Origin of the sequence: Gordonia sp. 852002-50816_SCH5313054-c (assembly GCF_001665925.1) — a bacterium.
Taxonomy (GTDB): domain Bacteria; phylum Actinomycetota; class Actinomycetes; order Mycobacteriales; family Mycobacteriaceae; genus Gordonia; species Gordonia jacobaea.
Genome location: NZ_LZTE01000063.1, coordinates 34,016 through 52,668, shown reverse-complemented (window position 1 = coordinate 52,668; position 18,653 = coordinate 34,016). Strand labels below are relative to the sequence as shown.

The 18,653-nt window shown below is 68.1% G+C and carries 12 protein-coding genes and 1 pseudogene; 9 read left to right on the top strand and 4 right to left on the bottom strand.

Annotation, left to right across the window (positions count from 1 at the left end):
* Position 1: 1 nt before the first annotated feature.
* The 3 genes from A5788_RS16385 to A5788_RS16375 form a co-directional block, all read right to left on the bottom strand.
* The gene (locus A5788_RS16385; RefSeq protein ID WP_064868736.1) at positions 2-853 is read right to left on the bottom strand and encodes an LLM class flavin-dependent oxidoreductase; all 852 of its coding nucleotides are present in this window, start codon (positions 851-853) and stop codon (positions 2-4) included.
* Positions 854-878: 25 nt separating this feature from the next.
* Complete coding sequence (locus A5788_RS16380; protein WP_064868739.1) at positions 879-1,622, bottom strand: SDR family oxidoreductase; 744 nt, start codon at positions 1,620-1,622, stop codon at positions 879-881.
* A 120-nt stretch (positions 1,623-1,742) separates the two neighbouring features.
* Entirely contained in the window at positions 1,743-2,318 is a 576-nt protein-coding gene (locus A5788_RS16375; protein WP_064868741.1) for a TetR/AcrR family transcriptional regulator, read from the bottom strand.
* A 111-nt stretch (positions 2,319-2,429) separates the two neighbouring features.
* On the opposite strand from A5788_RS16375, the gene A5788_RS23590 reads away from it, so the two are divergent.
* The 9 genes and pseudogenes from A5788_RS23590 to A5788_RS24600 all read left to right on the top strand — a co-directional run bounded on the left by A5788_RS23590 (position 2,430) and on the right by A5788_RS24600 (position 18,015).
* A complete protein-coding gene (locus A5788_RS23590) occupies positions 2,430-3,710 on the top strand; it encodes an LEM-3-like GIY-YIG domain-containing protein (RefSeq protein WP_156525540.1) in 1,281 nt (426 codons plus the stop codon).
* 972 nt (positions 3,711-4,682) lie between these two features.
* Positions 4,683-5,876, top strand: coding sequence for an alpha/beta fold hydrolase (locus tag A5788_RS16365; RefSeq protein WP_082938131.1), 1,194 nt, complete (start codon positions 4,683-4,685; stop codon positions 5,874-5,876).
* A complete protein-coding gene (locus A5788_RS16360; RefSeq protein WP_156525539.1) occupies positions 5,869-7,434 on the top strand; it encodes a caspase family protein in 1,566 nt (521 codons plus the stop codon). The genes A5788_RS16365 and A5788_RS16360 overlap by 8 nt, the downstream gene beginning before the upstream one ends.
* A complete protein-coding gene (locus A5788_RS24095; RefSeq protein ID WP_064868747.1) occupies positions 7,434-7,625 on the top strand; it encodes a hypothetical protein in 192 nt (63 codons plus the stop codon). Before A5788_RS16360 ends, A5788_RS24095 begins: the two co-directional genes overlap by 1 nt.
* A 25-nt stretch (positions 7,626-7,650) precedes the next feature.
* Entirely contained in the window at positions 7,651-16,494 is an 8,844-nt protein-coding gene (locus tag A5788_RS16350; RefSeq protein ID WP_064870674.1) for a hypothetical protein, read from the top strand.
* A 705-nt stretch (positions 16,495-17,199) separates the two neighbouring features.
* The gene (locus tag A5788_RS24345) at positions 17,200-17,376 is read left to right on the top strand and encodes a hypothetical protein (RefSeq protein ID WP_231894351.1); all 177 of its coding nucleotides are present in this window, start codon (positions 17,200-17,202) and stop codon (positions 17,374-17,376) included.
* On the top strand, positions 17,315-17,554 hold the full coding sequence (locus A5788_RS24455) for a transposase (protein WP_269449583.1): 240 nt from the start codon (positions 17,315-17,317) through the stop codon (positions 17,552-17,554). The genes A5788_RS24345 and A5788_RS24455 overlap by 62 nt, the downstream gene beginning before the upstream one ends.
* Positions 17,511-17,819: pseudogene (locus A5788_RS24605) on the top strand (transposase); the annotation flags it as partial. The gene A5788_RS24455 and the pseudogene A5788_RS24605, both read left to right, overlap by 44 nt.
* Entirely contained in the window at positions 17,815-18,015 is a 201-nt protein-coding gene (locus A5788_RS24600) for a transposase (protein WP_269449584.1), read from the top strand. The pseudogene A5788_RS24605 and the gene A5788_RS24600, both read left to right, overlap by 5 nt.
* 369 nt (positions 18,016-18,384) lie before the next feature.
* On the opposite strand, the gene A5788_RS16340 is transcribed toward A5788_RS24600, so the two are convergent.
* On the bottom strand, positions 18,385-18,618 hold the full coding sequence (locus A5788_RS16340; RefSeq protein ID WP_064870675.1) for a DUF2188 domain-containing protein: 234 nt from the start codon (positions 18,616-18,618) through the stop codon (positions 18,385-18,387).
* Positions 18,619-18,653: the final 35 nt, after the last annotated feature.

Here is an 18,653-nt window from a genome sequence, read left to right as displayed (position 1 = left end):
TTCAGCCAATGATGTTGTCCGCCACCCAGAGTGCTGTGTGCGCCGGAAAGGGCGGCGGCAGGATGAGAACTATGTGCGTGAAGCCCGCGTCGACGACCTCAGCGATAGCCGCCCGCGTCTGAGCGGGATGCTCGTAGGACGTCGGCAACGCGACCGATCGTACGATCGACGCCGGGTCGCGACCGACCTCGTCGCACAGTCGATTGAGCAGCGCATTGCGCTCGACCAACTCTGCGATGTCGCCGCCCGGCATGTTCCAGATGTCCGCATGCTGTGCGACCACCCGCAGGGTTGCCCGCGATCGCCCACCGATCAGCAGGGGTGGGTGCGGACGCTGCAGCGGCTTGGGATTGCCCACCGCCCCGGTCAACATGACGTGCTCGCCAGTGAAGTCGAACGGATTGTCCTCCGTCCAGAGCCGTTTGATCACTTCACACGCCTCGGCGAGCGCTTCCACTGATTGACCGAAACTGTTGTACGGCAACCCGTTTGCCTCGTACTCACGGCGGGCTATCGGAATGCGCGGGTTGGAGCCCGCGCCGATGCCGAAGTCCAGCCGACCGTCGGACACGACGTCGACGGTCGCCGCGATCTTCGCCAGCATCGCCGGCGGACGAAAGCGGTTGCTCGTCACCAGCATTCCGATTCGTACTCTCTCGGTGACCGCGGCCAGCGCCGAGAGTAGCGTCCATCCTTCGAAGATGGGTCCCTCGAGCGGTCCCCCAATCGGCAGGAGATGGTCGAAAAGCCACATGTGTTCGATCGCCGGTACGCCGTCGGCTTCTTGCCACACCTGGAGTAGGTCGGAGTAGTCAACCTGTTGCGGCGCAGTCAGAATCCCGAACGATGGCATCACACGTCTCCCTCGGCCCGGGTGCCTACCACGCCACCGGACCGTTGACATCGGTGAACGTACCGGTGGGTCCGTCCGCCGTTATCGACGCCATTCGCACGGCGGAGACGGCGCCTTCAGCGGGAGTCAGGACTCCCCTGTGTCCGTTGAGGTCGGTGGCGACGAAGCCGGGGCACACCGCGTTGACGAGGATGTTGTCGGCGGCGAGATCCCTGGCGTACTGGAGGGTGATCGCGGTCAGCGCCGTCTTGGACGGGACGTAACCCAGTGCGACCGGGGCCGACTCGAAGCTCTGCGGATCCGTCATCATCGCGAACGACCCCGCACTGCTGGACACATTGACGATGCGCGCGGCCCTCGACTTCCGCAGCAGCGGCAGGAAGGCGCTCGTCACGTTGATGACGCCGAATACGTTGGTCTCGAACACGAATCGGATGTCGTCGACGTTGGCGGAGCGAGGTAGCTGACCGGAGAAGTCCGAACCCGGCCGGTGGCTGATACCAGCGTTGTTGACCAGAGCGTCGACCCGCCCGAAGAGGCTCTCCACCGTCTCGGCGGCAGCCGCAGCCGACCCGGGATCGGTGACGTCGAGGGCGACGGCGACCGCCTCGCCGCCACTAGCGCAAATCTCCGCGACGACCTGCTCCCCGGCTTGCTCGTTGCGCGCCCCGACCACCACCGCGTTGCCCAGTTCGGCGAGCTGCTTGGCGATCTCGCGGCCGATCCCCTTGTTTGCGCCGGTTACCACTGCGATCTGCTTGTCACTCATCGGTTCTCCTGCGTTCGACGTTCACGGCGCCGCTTCCAGGCACTTGCTAACCGGAGCGGTACTCCACTTAAAGTAGCGGATAGCCTATCCGGTTGACAAGGTTTTGATTGCACCCCGGAGCTACGTCGGGATGCGAACGCCGTCCAGGAAGGTCTCGAGAATCGGCCGACGGTAGCGCGCGTCTCCGGGGATGGCCGCGATCGCGACGACGGAATCGAGAATCTGTTCCAGTGACAGGTCGCCGCGGACTTCCTGCGCGTGCTGCGCAGCGATGAGCAGTGGCCGGCCGGAAGCGACCACTCGCGCTCGGCTGGTGTCGAACATCGTCTCGTCGCCGTCGACATGGGCCAGCAGGTCCGCAGCGAATGGGCGCTTATTCAGCGCGAACGTCATGAAACTCCGCAGCCAGTACTCGAGCCTTGCGGCAGGCGTGTCGCCCTGCGCGTCCTCGCCTGCGTCGCAGATGACCTGGACCTCGCCCTGGTACAGCGCCTCGAGCAGGGCGCGGCGGTCGGCGAAGTTGCGGTAGACGGTCGCCATGCCCACGCCGGCGCGGCGGGAGATCTCAGCCATGGACACGTCGCTGCCGGATTCCTCGAACGCCGAGCGGGCAGCGGCGAGGATTTTGTCGCGGTTTCGCTCGGCGTCGGCGCGCCGAGAAGCTTGCGCAGCCGACGGAGGCCTCGCTGCGTTCATTCGTGGTTAGCCTATCCGGTTAGCGATGCGGATCGGGCGTCCGCTACGGGTAGAGCGTAACGCTTCGGCGCGGGATCGCAGAGTAGTCGCTACCGGGGCAAAATCGCATAGGTGGAAGCTCGAAACCGAGAACTAGATAATGACTCGTTCACACTTGTCGATGTCGCCATATTGATCCTGGACGCCGTCACCTTGCTGCACTCTAACGGGCACGAACTGGTGCGTGTCCTACCGGGGGATTCCCCTTCCGGCCTGCATTGGCGAGTCAACGTCACCACTGCAGACAACCTGATCGACGAGGACGGGTACCTGGAGTTACGCGATTGGGATAATAGTTTTCGCTACACGTCCGGCGATGAGTTCATGATCGCACGCACGCCTGTCACTAAGGCCACCACTGTGGAGCGAATCGCGGATCTCATCCTCGAAGACATTCCGAGTACTGGGTTAGGTTCAGACCCGACGTATGTTTCCTGGTATTCCCAGCTTATGCGGCTGGTACACCAGCACCACGCCGTTCCGTACGCGTACGGCGAAGAGGTGCGCGCAGGCGTGAGTTGGGACATTGGCTCGAACACCGATACTCACATCGAGCCACCTCCCCAGCCGCCCCAAACAGCGTCAGACCAAACAGTCGCCCACCCCCACGTCTTCAGCTCGCATGTGGCTGAACAGATCGGATGGTATGTCTACGCCCTCCGTAACCCGATCGACGGCAGAGTCTTCTATATAGGTAAAGGCAAGGGCAACAGAGTCTTTGCGCATGCAGTGCAAGCACAGATGGCCCCCGGCGAGGATGTAGTAGGCTCGAAGATCGAACTCATCAATGCGATCCATGCCGCCAACCGGCAGGTCGAGGCTTTTATCATCCGGCATGGTCTGGCTACCGAGGGCCTCGCTTACGAGATCGAAGCTAGCGTCATCGACGCGCTGCGGCTCATCGATCCCACCCTCGACAACAAACTGTTCGGGCTGACCAACAAGGTCCTTGGGCACGACGTCGCCTCAAGGGGACTCGCCAGTGTCAACGTAATCGCGAGTCGATACAACGCTCCTCGTGCCCCCGACATCACGGTCCCGGCAATTCTCATTAAGATCCCCGGTCTCTGGACACCAACCATCACACCACAAGCCCTCTACGACGCCACGCGCCAATCCTGGCGAATCGGCAAACGTCGAGAAGACGCCAAGTATGCGTTTGCAGTCTCGCACGGCGTAGTTCGCGCCGTTTACAGAATCGACGACTGGCAGCCAGCACCGGAAAGCGGCCCTCAACGCTGGCGTTTCAACGGGCAAATCGACCCCGAACTCTCTGGTCGATACGCAAACAGCAGCGTTAAACACCTATTCAAACCGGGGCAGGCAAATCCGATCCAGTACCTCAACTGCTGAAAACTGACTCAGATGATCTTCGTACTTCGCGCTCACGGCTAGCCCCGTAACCTGCAGTGGAGATATCTGGATGGTCGAAGTCTGTGCGCTACGGGCGGGGTCGCAGGCTGCTGTCGTGGCGTAGGGGCGCTATGAAGACAACCGCTTGTTCGAGCGCGGCGCAGATTGTGATTCCAACTGGCGCAGGCCCCGCAGTATCGAGCACATCGGGACGCGCACACCACTGATGAGTTAGCGGCGTTTAAGACCGATCTCCACAACACGCGCTACTCGATGAACGAGGTCACAATCGTGCTCGACGCGCTCTACGTGTTTATCGTCCGCAAGCTTCAATTGATTTATTCTTTTCGCGGCCTAAATTGCGCATGAATGTTTCGCTAGAACAGGGTGTGTCAACCGCTTCGTCGTTGGTTTATTTCGACGATAAGAGAGTCAACATCAGCCGCATCGACAGGTTGATATTCACCTGAGATCATTGCCCTACTGAAGCTATCTTCAGAAATGTTGTTCCATTTGCCAGAGCCTACGTACGCTTCCGCGCTGACAAACGGCAATTCTTCCCCCGGAGCGCTGGTTCTAAACAATAAAAACGGTTCACTATAGAAGTATGCGTATCCTTCTACGTCTCTATGGAAATAGATGTATCCATCAGTCAATGGGTTCTCTTTTCTAGGTACTCTACGAGAGGGTAATAGCCGTTTGCTTGCGTATGGCCACTACTGTTATCTGCTGCGCTACTGGTCGACGACGTGTGTAGGAACCGTCATCGAAACACCCCAGGACCCCCTTACATCTTGTGCCACGCCGTCACAACCGGCGAACCGGACCTACGCACTCTAAATACGGAAGAGCCGGTTTTGCGTAGACTTGAACGGAAGAGAGACTCCGCGTTGCGGGCTTCCGCTCATGTGTCGAAACGGGCAGAATGGAGGCTTCCGCCGCTCGGCGCGGCCGAAGCTTAGGGGGTCCGACGTGCGCTCGACCATCTTGTTCGTGCACGGCACGGGGGTTCGCGAGTCGCGGTACGCCGCCACCATGGAGACGATCTGTCGGGAGATTGCCCGACACGGGCTCGACCTCGCGGTGCGAGGCTGCTATTGGGGCGACGCCGAGGGTGCGGCTCTAGCTGCCCACGGCGCGTCCATCCCTGGGTACGACGAGCACGGGGGTTCGGTGCCCAGCGAGGCGGATCAGGAGCTCACGATGTGGAGCGTGCTCGAGCTCGACCCGTGGTACGAGTTGCGACTCCTGCGCCACAGGCCGATGGCTGGTCCGCTGCCGTTCGGGCAAGAGCCGCCCGCAGTCGCGCTCCGCCACGCGGTCGACCAATTCGAGCCGTCAATAGACGCCCTTGAGCACTTCGCACAAGCCGGACTCGAAGACTTCCTCGCACGCGCGGTCGCTTCGCTGCGCCAGGCTCCGGAGCTGGACCAGGCCCTAGCAACCGCACCACCCGAGTCGGTGGACCACCGTCGGGCCATCGCCCGGGCCCTCGTCGCCTGGACCCTGCTCGCGGCCCACGACGAGGGCCGACCCGCTGTGAACGGCATGACACGTGACCGGCTGGTTCTCGACCTCACCACACAACTGCAGGGCGATGGTCTGGGGATCGGCGACTTCTTGTTGAGCCCGGTCAAGGGCCTGGCGGCGCGAATGGTCACGCGCAAGCTCACCGGCGACAGGGGCAGCATTACCGACGCGGCGGCCCCGATGGCCGGGGACGTGCTGCGGTTCCTGGCCCACGGCAGCGGACTCCGTCGATTTCTCCGGGCTGCGATCCACGACATCGGCCGGGGCCCGGTCCACCTCTTGGGCCACTCTCTCGGAGGAATCATGTGTGCTGACCTTCTCGCGCGCGAGAAGATGCCGAGCGTCGCGGGTCTGATCACGGTCGGTTCGCAAACGCCATTCCTTTACGAAATAGGAGCATTCCCGGCACTCAGCTACCCAAGCCCGCTGCCCGATCACATGCCGCCGTGGCTGAACGTCTACGACCCGCGCGACATCCTCAGCTACCGCGCAGAGGGCGTGTTCGGCAACCGGACGCGTGACGTTGAGGTCGATAATGGCCAGCCCTTCCACTACTCGCACAGCGCCTACTGGACCAACCCCGCCCTGTGGAAGGCAGTGGAGCAGTTCGTTGTCCCCTGGGGCAGCGGTGGTTGACCCGAGCCGGACAAGCGTGCTCGCGGTCGGCCTCGAGAAGTACAAGTTCGGGCAGAACCGCAGCCTTCCTGGTGTAGCCGACCACGCAATCCGCTTCGCGAGGTGGGCGATCTCGCAAGGAGTGCCGGTTGAGCGGGTGCGGCTGAGTTGCTCGTGGGACAGCGAACCCAACGCTCTGCCCGGCGTGACTGATGTCGCCCCGAACGGACCTGCACTCGTGCAGGCGATGCGCGACCTGCTCACCGAGGGCGGTGACTTGCTCCTGGTCTACTGGTGCGGGCACGGTGTGTCCGCCCACGGTGCGCGCGCCCTCTTCACCGCCGACGCCGACGACGAACTCCCTACCAACTTGGCGGTCGACAAGATCCGCCAACTGTTGGGCTCGTCGCTTGGCGTGGGATTCCCACAGCAACTGCTCTTCTTCGACGCATGCGCCAACCACTTCGAGCATCTCGGCTACAAGGGTGGGCTCCCGTCGACGCCGTTTCCCGAGGGCTTGACTCCGCGCGGGGCCAAGCAGTTCTTTTACTTCGCTACCGAAATCGGCCGGGTCGCGCTGTACGACCGCTCCGCCAGACAGGCAGCCTTTTCCACCCAGGTCATCGGCTGGATGGAGAGCCAGCCTGGGCAGCCGTTTCCGCCGAACGTGCATGCCCTGAGCGCGCAAGTTAATGCCGCGTTCGAGGCTGCGAGCGGCGACTCACCCATTCCCGTCACCCTCGTCGTCGAGGGCCTCGACGGTAATGCGATCGACCGGACGTTTGTAGGTAAAGCTGCCCCGCGGTCAGACGAGGATTACGACCCCGCCGGCTCCAGGGTCGCGGTCGCAGAGGCCAAGGCCGAGAAGCGGTCCGAGTGGGCCGTCGACGTGCGGGGCGTCCGTGAGCGGGTCGTCAACGCGACCCAGCGGCTGACGCTCGACCGGACCTTCGAGGTGGCGGTCGTTGAGGCCGCGGGCGTGACCCGGAGCCGGCTGGACGAGGCGGAGAAGGTGCTAGACGTGACCGCGATCCGCTGGACGCCGCGCTACTGGTTCCCGGTCGACGCCGGCGCGGTCGCGCGCCTCGACCAGCGGCTCGCAGCAGTCCGCGAGCAGATCGGCGGCGCACACCTCGCCCTGGTCGTCCACGGCGGGGGGGGGCGACGCGAAGGTTGTGCGAGAGCTCCACCGCCGGGCGGGGGCAACGCTGGGTGTGGCTGTCGGTCCGACCGTCGTCGTCGGGGCGAGGTGGCGGGCCGCGACGGACCCGTCGGTGGTGTGGCTGCGCGTCCGGTCCTTCCGGCACGATGTCGGCGGCGCTCGAGCGGCGGCTCGACATTGCGGCCACAAAGCGCCGGTGGGCGGAGCTGGTGGACGATCCCGAGGTACCTCCGCTCTCGGCGCTGGCCGCGATCGCGCGGTCGGGTGAGCGCGGCACGGGTCGGCTGGACCTCGTGGTCGCAGCGCTGCTGGAGCGCTCGTCGGCGTCGGTGCGCACCGCCTGGGAGGTGCTCGAGTCCGGCCGGACGGCGGACCCCTCCGCCTGGACGTCGCCGACGCGGGAGTTCGTCGCGCTAGTGGTGCGCGGCGGTGGCGAGATCCCGCTGGCCAGCCTGCCGATGAACCTGCTCCGGGAGACGTACCTCCACGACGAGCTGTTCCGGTTGGGGCCGGGGCACACGCTCTACAGACTGCTTCTCGAACTGCCCGAGTCTGTGCGAAAGTCGCTGGGTCTCGTCGACAACCAAGGCTTGACGAACGGAACCTGAGCGCGCGTACCACGAAGGGGACACGATGAACGATCTGCTGACCGACTGGTACTTCACCCGGTGCGTCAACCTGCTGAAGGAGCAGGCCTCGGACCTGCTCATAGATCTGCAGCGGCTGCGGCTCGACACCCTCCAGCCGGCACGGCACGTCTCCGCGGTGCAGCGCATCCTCGCGGCCGACCACCAGGTCGGCGTGTATGCGCTCCCGGCCCTGCTCGATGTGATGGTGCGCGACGTCTCGATCGAGGCCGCCGGTGCCGCGGCGCAGGCGGTGGCGACCATCGCCTCGGACGGCACCGAGCGGGCCGTGGGTGCGGCGGTCGCCGACCTCGTCGACCTGGTCCGCTCGATCGGGTCCGGCCTCGCCATGGGCGGCCGCGAGGTGCAGGACGCCGTTGCCGGCCTCGACGTCCTCGCCGCGGCGGCGGCACATCAGGTCCTCGTCGAGGAGCACACGCCGTACTTCGGCTTGACCAGCCAGCAGCTGCACGTCGCGCTGCTCGCGCTCGCCTCCTGCCTCGCGGGCGACCCAGGGGTCGCCGCAGCACTCGCCCCGCGGCTGGCCTCGGTCGTCGACGAGCAGCCGGAGGGAGTACTCGCCGAGGTGGTCCTCGCCGCCGCGACCGGTGCGGCGGGCCGGCTGCCCCTGCGGCTGGGGGTCGAGCTCGTGGTACTTGCCGTCGACCCCGAGGCCGGACGTCGGCTCCTCGCGTCGGCCCACAACGCCGACGACGGGGTGAACAGCTTCGAGCCCGACCTCCTCCAGACCGCGGCCGTGCTCCAGCCGGACCCGGACTCGCTCCTCGACGAGGTGCTTTACTTGCGCGGCCTAACGACCTTCCTGCGCGGCGAGCCCGCCGGGACCCGCCCCACGGCGGCCGTCGTGCGCCGGCTCGGCATCCACGTGAACGACACGATCGTGCTGCGCGCCCAGATCTGGCAGACGGCGACTCTCGGTCGGGCGATCGCCCAGCCGGAGCGGTACGCCGGCGACCTCGCGGCGCTCCTCGAGATTCGGCGCAGCCCCGACCACATGGTGGTCGCCCCGCCGGGGCAGGGCGACCGGGACTGGGCCCCGCTCGCGAGCGCGCTGGCCGAGGTGAGCGGTGGCCGATGGCTGTTGACCACGGCCGGGCCGAGGGACAAGAAGGTGTCGACGAGAGCGGCGGCCACCGTGGTCGCCTCGCCGTGGCTCAGGGCCCACAAGGAGAAGGGGTCATTGCACTACACGGCGATCCGTCGGCTGAGCGGGGTGCTGCGGCTCGCCCTCCCGTCCCTGGCTGCCGCCCGCGAGCTGAGCTCGCCCGAGGTCGCGGACGACGAGCAGGCCGACGTCACCCGGACGGCCCTCGCCGGCCTCGTCCTCGTCGCCGACGCGATGCTCGAGCCCGAGCTGTACCGCGTGTGGGCGCCGCTGGTCGTCGCGGCTCGGCTCACGCTGGAGGAGCTGACGACCGGTCACGTGGGTTCGGTGTCGCCGGAGCGGCTCTACGACTGGATCGACGCCGTCAACGACGAGCTCCAAGCTGGTCGGCCGGGCCAGATCGGTGAGCTGATGGGCGCGCAGGTCGTGGCGCGGCCGCTGGCCTGGGCGCACGCGATCCTGCCGCACCTCGACGAGGCGGGGCCGAGCCGGTGGGCTCCCGAAATGGTCGATCTGGTGGAGTTCGAGCTCGACGACAAGGGCCCGGGCCCTGTCGACGTCCGGGCCCTGGTCCTCAACGACGTCCTACGGAGGTTCGGTCGGCCGTACAGCCACCGGCCGATGCCGGTCCAGCCCGTCTGGCAGAAGATGTACCGCCAGCCGACACTCGACCACCACAAAGTCCTCCTCTCACCCACGACGTCGCTCGAAGAGTGGCTGCTGGAGCGGCGCAAGAAGCCGACGGCCGCGGCCGCCGCCGCGCTCGCGATCCGCCGGCTCGAGGCTCTCGGCACCGATGACCAGCCCCGGATCGCGGCCACTTTCGCCGAGCTGACCGACGAGATGGCCGTGGTGCTGCGCCAGCGCGACCGCGCCCGCGACCACTTCCACGTGCTGGTGCGTGCCGTCGCTCTGCTGGACCATCCTGCGGTCCGAGAGTCGACGGCGCGGGTCGAGCAGGTCGCCGGGGTCGGAATCGTGTCCGACGAGCCGACGATCTGGCGCTACGTGTTCGACCGGGCGCTCGAGCAGGAGGCCCCGCTCGGTGACGAGGAGGGCACGATCCGACGGCTCCTGGCCGGGGCGCTGCGGCGCCTCCTGTCGATGAAGCCGAGCGACGCGACCACCGAGCGGCTGCGCACGATTTGGCGCGATGCCCTCGACCGGGCGGTCCAGCGCACGCCCGAGGCGGAGCGCACCGAGCTGCGCGACCTCCTCATCGAGGCCGCCGATCTCCACGGCGCCGGGGCCGCCGGGTTCCGGGCCGTCGCCCAGCCGGTGGCGCAGACCGGACTCGACCGCCGCCGGCTGCGCGCCGTCGAGACCGGCGTCGCGGGTGCGGCGTGGCTGACCCGGGGGCTGGTCCTCGACCCGGTGGACGACGCGCACGTGGCGTTCGTTGACGGTCGCGACACCCGGGGGGTGAGCTCCCAGTTCCCGCCGCGCCGGCGCCCGCGCAACTCGCTGGGCACCGTGGTCTCGCTCACCGAGCAGGACGGCGTGTCCACCGCGATCCTCAACGTGGGCGAGTCCGACCTGTGGTCGGTGCTGCTGCGCGGGCGGGTCCCCGCCTCCGAGACCCTGAGTATCGGCGACCCGGTAGCAGCGGTGCTCAAAAACGACAGGCGCTCGTTCCGGATGCTCCTCGACCAGCCGGGAACGGGACGGCCTACCGCCGTGCGCCTCGAGGCCTACCGGGAGAGTGCGGAGCTGTCCGGTCGAATCCTCCAGCTCCGGGTCAGAGGTCAGGGTGCGCAGGCCGTCGACCACCGCCTCTGGGACGCCGACACCGCACGGGCATTCTCGGGCCGCGACGACGAGACCGCGGATGTCGTGGCGGTGTACGACGCCGAGCTCGACTGGCTCCCGTTCGTGCGGGACGGGCTGGCGCTAGTCGTCCAGATGGTCACCACCGGGGCGCCGACGACGTTGGTCCTCAACTCCGAGTCGGCCGACGGCTGGGTCTTCTCGACCGCGCCGGGCGAGGTCTACGGGTTGCGCCGCTCCGACATCGGTCTCGAGACCGTGGCCGCGTTCGAGCGGCTGCTCGGCGCACACGACGACCCGAACGGCCTGCTGGTCACCTTCGTTCTCGGGGCCGGCCTGACGCTCGAGCTCTGGGACGGCGACCACAGCACGGACGTGCACGGCGCCCTCACCTGTCCTGTGGACGACCGCAACCTGCGGTGGCGAAGAGCGGTCGACGAGCACCTGGACGGAGTGCTGCTCGCTCCGGAGGAGGGCGTGTGGCAGCTGCGCGTGACGGCCCCGGCCGCGCCGTTCCCGAGCGCGATCTCGTTGACCGTCGAGCGGCCGGCGACCGGGCGGCGCGCGGCCCGCGACGAGGCCCAGTTCATCGCGCCGAACGAGTTCGACCCACACGCGCAGCGGACCGGGCATCTGCGCGCACGGGTCGAGCCCGCGAACAGCCTGGGAGAGGACCCCGCGGCCGTGTTCGCCGAGTTCTTCGCCCACGAGGACGTCACGGTCGAGCTCCGCAATGTCATCAGGTACACCCCCGACGGCTGGGTGATGTGCGCGACCACCAACGGGATCGTGGTGATGCTGAGGCCGGAGTCGATGTCCCTGGTCCCGCTGGACCCAGACGTCATCAGGACCCTCGACGTGCGCGGCCGCCAAGCCCGGCTGGGCGGTCTGCGTCCCGCCCGGCACGAGACGTGGACAGCCGTCACCGGCGCCGCGGCCGGACTGCTGCGTGACGTTCTCGAGCGGGCGACGGGTCCGCTCGTCGGCCTGGTGTGGTCGGTTCGCCGAGGAGCTCGAACGGCCGGGCCGGTCGCGGTCAAGTTCGACGTGCCTGGGTACCCCAACGTCGCCATCGACCTCGGCGTCCGGAGCGTGCGCGCCGGCTCCATCGTCGCGGTTCGGGCCGCGTCGGAGTTCGGGGGCGTCGAGGTGTCGGTGGCCAGCACATTCCGGATCGGTGACCTGCTCTTCCCCGACCTAGCCCCCGGCGAGCCCGTCGACGGCTGCGTGTACGTCGGCCACACGGCCGCCGCCGGCACGACCACAGGCGTGGTCCAGACTTCCGGCGGCGCCGTCCTGACCGCGGACGTACCGAGCGACGTTCCGCTGTTCTCGGTCCGCCAAGGGGGGCAGTGGCGCCCGCCGCGCCGGCAGTGGGAGTCTTCGTGCCGAGTGGAGCGGGGAGCGGACGGCGGGCGCACGCAGTGGGTGCTGATCTCCGGCGACGCAGGCGCCATCGGCGGAGTCGTCACCCGCGAGCTGGCCGTGGGACCCGCCGCCGTGCGCCGGGCCCGGATCGTCGTGCGCCGCCGGCTGGGTCAGGTGGTCCTCGGGCGGGAGCTCGACGTGGTCAACGTGCGCATGCAGCGGACCACGAGCTCGCCGTTGCGCCGGCCCAGGACGCCGGTCGATGTCGCGTCGGTCCCGGACATCGCCGCCGAGCTCGACCGGCTCGCCTCCCGCGGCGAGCCCGTCGAGGTCGAGGTCGAGCCCCAGGACCTCGATCGCGCGCACGTCACCGAGCTCGTCCAACTGGGTTGCCGGCGCAGCGAGGCGGCGCTGGCGGTCGTCGACGCCGAGCCCGTGCTGATCTCGGCTGTGGACTACGAGACGGCGGGGCTGGGGCGGCTCGTCGCGACCGGCGCCGACAGCTACGGGATCTCATTCCGGGAGGTTCCCGACCTCGACCTCGAGGCGCTGGCGGCCCACCTCGGCGCGCCGTACGGAGAGGAGGTGCGCCCGCGTCGGCTGCTGTACGCGATGGAGCACAACGGCCGGCACGTGTTCGAGTTCGGCTTCGGCCTTCGGGCCAGCGCGGAGGGCGCACAGCTACGCTTCGACGACCAGCCCTTCGACGAGGTCAAGCGGGTGCTCTTCCACGGCGACCAGGTCGGCGGCGTCGTGTTCACCCGCGTCGAGGGGGAGACGGTGATGGTGATCCGCGAGGCCTGGATCACCGCGTCCGCTGGTACGACGCTCTACCGCCAGGCCGCCGAGCTCAAGTTCCTGCACCTGCTCCGCGTGGAACGCGAGGGCGGCGCCCTGCGGGTCCGGCAGATCGAGGGGTTCAGCCGCGCGAGGACTGACGAGAGCAGATCGTTCCTCGGCCCGCAGGTCGCGCTCGCCGTCCTGGACACGGGCGCGGAGGACCTCGATGTCACCGACGGCGCAAGCCGGCTGATCTATGGCGAGCTCGACACCAAGCGGTTTCTCGACTCGGCCGGGCTGCAGGTGGTCTTCCACCACCGCACGCTCACGGCGGAGGGGCTCGCGGCGATCGGCCACGGTGTCGTCACTTTCGTCAAGGGCGGCCGGATCAAGCGGTTCGGCAACGAGGTGCTGCTCGCGGTCCGCTCGGCCAGCGACCGGGCGAGCGACCTCGACGGCTCGGCACGGGTCATTCGCCGCAACTTCTCGGTCGACGTCAACCAGCTGCCTCGGCTCCAGGACTTTGAGGGGGAGCGGGCCTTGGCGGGCTCCCTCCTCGTCGGGTGGGTGCGCGAGGAGGCGGCGCAGCGGGCCGGCGTCGAGGTGCGGCTCTGTGGCCCGACCATCCCGTCTCGGTCGACCCGGTCGCTGCGCGACCTAGCGCTCGCGCAGGACGGCGCATTCCTCCTCGTCGACGAGCTGGGCCGCGACCGAGACGAGAGGACGATTCGGCTGGAGTACCGCCACGGCATCTACTTCAGCGTACGGTTCGGCGAGATCGAGTCCGAGCCCGGCAACCTGGTCCGGCAGGACGTCGTCCGGCTGACCGTGTCGCGGGAGTCGGGGCTGTTCACGCTAACGCGCTGCAGCCCCAGTGACCGGCGGTTCTTCGAGACCACCCCCCGCCCGATGGTGGCGCTCCCGGCCAACCGGCTGCTCGCGAAGACCGCGCCCGCCGACTCGCGCGCCGACGGCTACTGGGGCCACGGACGGGCCGGGATCGCCTTCATCGCCGGTGGTCTGCCCGGTGAGATGGCCGCACCCGCGTCGTACGCCGAGCCGACGGGCTGGGGTGGCGGCAAGCCCCGGGAGCTCACCGCCCTGATGGGGGCACCGCACCCGAAGGTCGCGCTGTTCGGCCTCCGGGGCGGCCGGCTCAGTGCGGCACCGGCCGGTCGCACCACCGGTGCCGGCGCGCTCTCCTTCGGCCGCGACGGTCGAGTCACCGCCGTCGTCGACGGCACGCACGTCGCGGTCGACCCGGCCGTGCTCACCTTTGCCGACATCGCGGCCACCGACCTCCGGGAGCGGGCGCGAGCGATCTCGTGGCGGTTCCACGACGACAGCACCGGGTCCTGGGAGCCGGACGGCACCGTCCTGCGGCAGCCCCTCGAGGCGCACTCGGTCGTCGACGGTGGCCCGGTGTTCTTCGAGCGCGGGGAGCGGCTGCGCTACACGACCGACCTCGACCGGTGGGCCTATTCGAGTGCCTTCCTGAGCCAGGGCGTGCGCAGCGAGGATGCAGCCGTTCGGGCGGCGGTGGCGGGAATCAGCCGGGCCGTCGACGGCCGTCCGGACGGGCTCTACCTCGAGGTCGCGCCGGGAGTGGTCTGCCTCGTCCTCGGTGCGCTGCTGGGCATCCGACTCGCCGGGGGGCGGGTCGCCGCGCTCGACGAGGTCTCGATGGGCTCGTTCGGGGTGGGTGACCAGCTCGACGTAGTCGTGCGCCGCGACGCCGGCCGGTCCGTCGACAGCGTGCACGTCGTGCGTTGGGTGACGAGCGGTCGCGGGCTGGCGGGCACCGAGTGCCCGCGGCTGCTGCTTCCGGTCGAGCACTTTGACGACGAGACCGGGTTGCTACGGCTCGGAGCCGGCCAAGTGCACGTGCACCTCCCGACATGGCGGCAGCCGACCGCCGCGTCTGTCGGCCTCACCGCGGACAACGCGATCGACGAGGTGACTGGCCCTCCGGTGACTGGTGACTCGATGCTGCTGGTCGTCGAGGACGGCAAGCTCGCGGTAGCGGGGCTGCCGGGCGTCCAGCCGTACACCAGGGAGGACATCTGGACCGAGGACCGGTGGCACCGGCACCTATTCCGGGACGGGCGCTTCATCGCACCCCGCCTCAAGAACGAGGTGCTCGGCGCCGGCGGAGCCATGGCGGTCACGGTCGAGCACTTCAAAGAGAAGCGGTCCGCACTGCTGTTCTCCTTCCGCCGCCAGTTCGCGCCACTCGCGGACGGCCGCCCGATGGTGGGTCAGGTCGTCGGCAGCGAGAGCCGATTCCTCCTCGTCCGTTTGGCCTCGGCCATCGTCCGGCTCCGGGCGGACCGGCTTGTCTCCGGCGTGCCAATCGACGCGGTGGTCGCCGTGGCCACCGCGCTCCGCGACGCGGGCACCCCGGTCTGGCTGTCCTGCGACGGCCGGGACCTCTCATGCCCGGCGCCGGCGGGAGCGCCGGCCGGTGACCGGTTCCTCGCCGAGACGGACGTCGACGTCGACGGAGTGACCGGCATCGTCGCCCGGGACGTGGTGACGAACGGCCTGGCGTGGGTCCCGGGATCGGCGCTGGCCCTCACGGCGCTCGATCGGGAGGACCGACGCGCCCTGTGGCTCACCGAGGACGCGATCCCGTTCACCGCGGCCATGGTGGCGAGCGACCCGTCCGTGACGCAGACCCCGGTCGCGTCGCTCCTCGACGTGCCGGCGGTGGTCACGGAGCGGTCGGGGCTCCGCCGGGGGCTCGGCCTCGGGGTGACGGTGCGCAGCGTGACCGACCGTGAGAGTGGTCGGCGGATCGTCGCCGCGACCCGAGAAGGCACCCTGATCGAGTTGCGCTGCCTCGAGCCCGACACTATCGAGGTGGGCCAGCAGCTCAACGTAGAGGTGCTCTCGATCGAGCAGGGCGGTCGGTCCGTCGTCGCCGTGCCGGTCGGCGAGCGCCGGTTGACGCTGGTCCTGCCGCGACGGCTGGTCGCCCACGTCCCACCCGTGGGGGAGCGCCGCGCGGCCTTCGCGCGGCTGCTCGACCTCCTCGACGAGCCGGCGCCGACCGACCTCACCACCCTCGGGTCTGTCGCGGTGGAGGAGCGGGTCGCGCGGTCGTATACCGCGGTCGACGGTGGTCGCGTCTCGGCGGTCGCGGCATCCTATGCCGCCGACTGGTGGCGCGGTCTGACGCCGGACGACGAGGTCGACCTGCTGCCGGCGCTCCTCGCCGTGCACCTGCTCCTGTCCGCTGCCACGGCACCCACCGCCGCCCTCCTGGACGACAGCGGCACCGAGGACGAGGAGGTGCTGCGCTCGTCGCAACAGCGGTGGGAGAACCTCGCGTCCGAGGTGCTTGCGTCGCTGGGCCGCCGGGCGCTGCGGAGCCTGCACGTCGAGGCGCTAATGCGCTACTGGCTGGAGCAGCGCCATGCCCACGAGGGTTTCGCGTGGCGGCAGTGGGAGCTGATCGTCCGCGTTGCCGGTGAGCCCCTCATGCCTAACACCGAGGCGACCATCGAGCCGATGCTGCGCCAGCTCGAGTTCGGCGCCGGCAGCGAGGGACGTCGGGTGGCCGCGGCGGTGCGGATGGCCTGTGGCTCGGGAGAGGGAGCGGCCCTGCTCCTCGGCGACGAGGACCTCCTGCTGCCTGAGCTCGTACGACACGTGCGGGTCGCGGACCCGACCCTGATGGTGTTCCGCGGACCGCGGGCGCGCCGCGTGCTCGACGTCCAGCTCACCTACGTGAGCCGCACGATCACGAGGATCCGGGCCAACGGCAGTGACGTCATCCTGCTGCCCGAGCCACCCTGGTTCGACTGACGCCGACACTCCGGCCCGGTCCCAAGTACGCTTCCCCGCCCACAACGTCAAGACCTGATGGCGAACACGCCTGCGCCTTCCGCGGCACGCACTAGCGAAGGCGTCCATGCGATGTCTCCGGAGTAGGCAGAGCTGGACCCATCCAGCCCAATCCGAAGGGGCCGAGTCGGGGGCACCGCTAGCGTGGCCGGCCCCCCATGCCTGCACGGCCATCAGCCCACGGCCAACAGGACCCTCGGGGGATCGAGTTCAACCACATCCGCCTCGAACCGACGGCCACGCTGCTCCGGGGTAGAGCATCTCCATGGCGGCCGTGACCCGATCGGCCGTCCCGATACACGCGAACATGGTCAGTGGTCTGCTCCGACGGCAAACTGACGGTCGAGTACCAAGAACGGCAGCCTGCCGAAGTGGTCGCCGTGCAGATGAGAAACCACGGGCATCGAACTCGCTCGGATCGACACCCTGAGACTTCATCGCAGTCAGGCGGGTGGCTCAGCGGTGCACGAGAATGGAGTGGGCTTCAGCCCGCAGGCGGATGCAGGTCTGGAACCGCCGCCGCTGGGTAAGTCCCTTGGGCTGGTGTGGTTTCGGGCAGCGGCCGGGGTAGCCGGAGGCTCCGGCGTGTCGCTTCCAGGGCGGGCCATCGTGTAGTGGTCAATGAGTTACCTACCACCGTGACTCACAGTAAGGACACTCCACACGATGGCCCAGGATCATTCTGCCGTGCGCGCCCGTCTCGATGAGCTCAAGGCCGCCGATCCGCAAGCGATGTTCACCGAGCTGCTGCGTGCCGGGTTGCAGGAGCTGATCGAAGCAGCTGACCGCCACCGTCAGGGCGGGGCGCCGCCAGCGCACCGACGAGCGGACCACGCACCGTAACGGGCACCGCGGCAAGACGGTGTCGACCCCGGCCGGGGATGTGCAGGTGCAGATCCCGAAGCTGCGGGCGAGTTCGTTCTTCCCGTGCCTGATCGAACGCCCCGGCGGATCGACCAGGACTGCACGCGGTGATCATGGAGGCTTACGTGCACGGCGTGTCCACCCGCAGTGTCGATGAACTGGTCAAAGCCCTCGGCGTGGACACCGGCATCTCCAAATCGGAGGTCTCCCGCATCTGCCAGGGGCTCGACGGCGAGATCGCCCGGTTCCGGAAGCGGACGCACACGCACATCAGCTTCCCGTACGTGTTTGGGACGCCACCTTTTGCAAGGTGCGGATCGGCGCACGTCGTCTCGCAGGCCCTGGTGGTCGCGATCGGGGTGTCGATGGAAGGCACCCGCGAGGTGCTCGGCACCGCGGTCGGCGACGGCGAATCGTATGAGTTCTGGTCCGAGTTCCTCCGCTCGCTCAAGGCCCGCGGCCTGGGCGGGGTGCACCTGGTTTACCTCCGACGCGCATGCTGGCCTCAAACGGGCTGTCGCAGAGCAGTTCACCGGCACAGCGTGGCAGCGGTGCCGAGTGCACTTCTCATTCGCAACGTCGGGGCGAAGGTCACTGCCAAGCAGATGCCGCCGGTGATGGCCGACAACGCTAACGCGGCGTGCACGGAGAGGTCTGTGCCGTAGTCGAGGCTGTTGAGCCTGTCCTCCTCGCCGGCTAGCTCCTCGGCCAGCTCGGCGATCGGCCTGTCGGTTTCATCGGCCAGGAGTGCGGCAACGATCTGCAACGCGAGCGGTAAGTGGTCCTAGACGCAGCGTGACCTGCGGAGCCTGAGTGAGTCGCCCATCGGCCGGATTGCGCGCGCGAACCGCGCTGATCAGCAGTTCGAGCGCTTCGTTGGGACTAGTCAGGAAAATACCAGCAAAAGTCAGAGCCACGGCCGTGACAACACCCAGCGTCGCCGACGCTGACACCCACATCATTCGATCCTTCACTAGCCGTGGATTCTTATCCATTAGGTGGGTTAGGGTCCGCTTTGCCCACCGTGCCGGTGTTGCGGATCTGGTTGTTGTGTTTGCGGTGATCGCGGACTTCACCGCCACCGCTGCGTTGTGCGAATCCGCGTGCGGCACCGTGGGCTTCGGCTTGGGTTTCGTAACGGCCGGCAGCGCGGTCGGCGCCTGCGCGTTTGGCGCTCCAATCTCTTGAGGTCTTGTCGTATTGCACGTCGGAGTCAGCCATGTTGCTGTACCTATCCGCTCGTATAATTCTTGCTG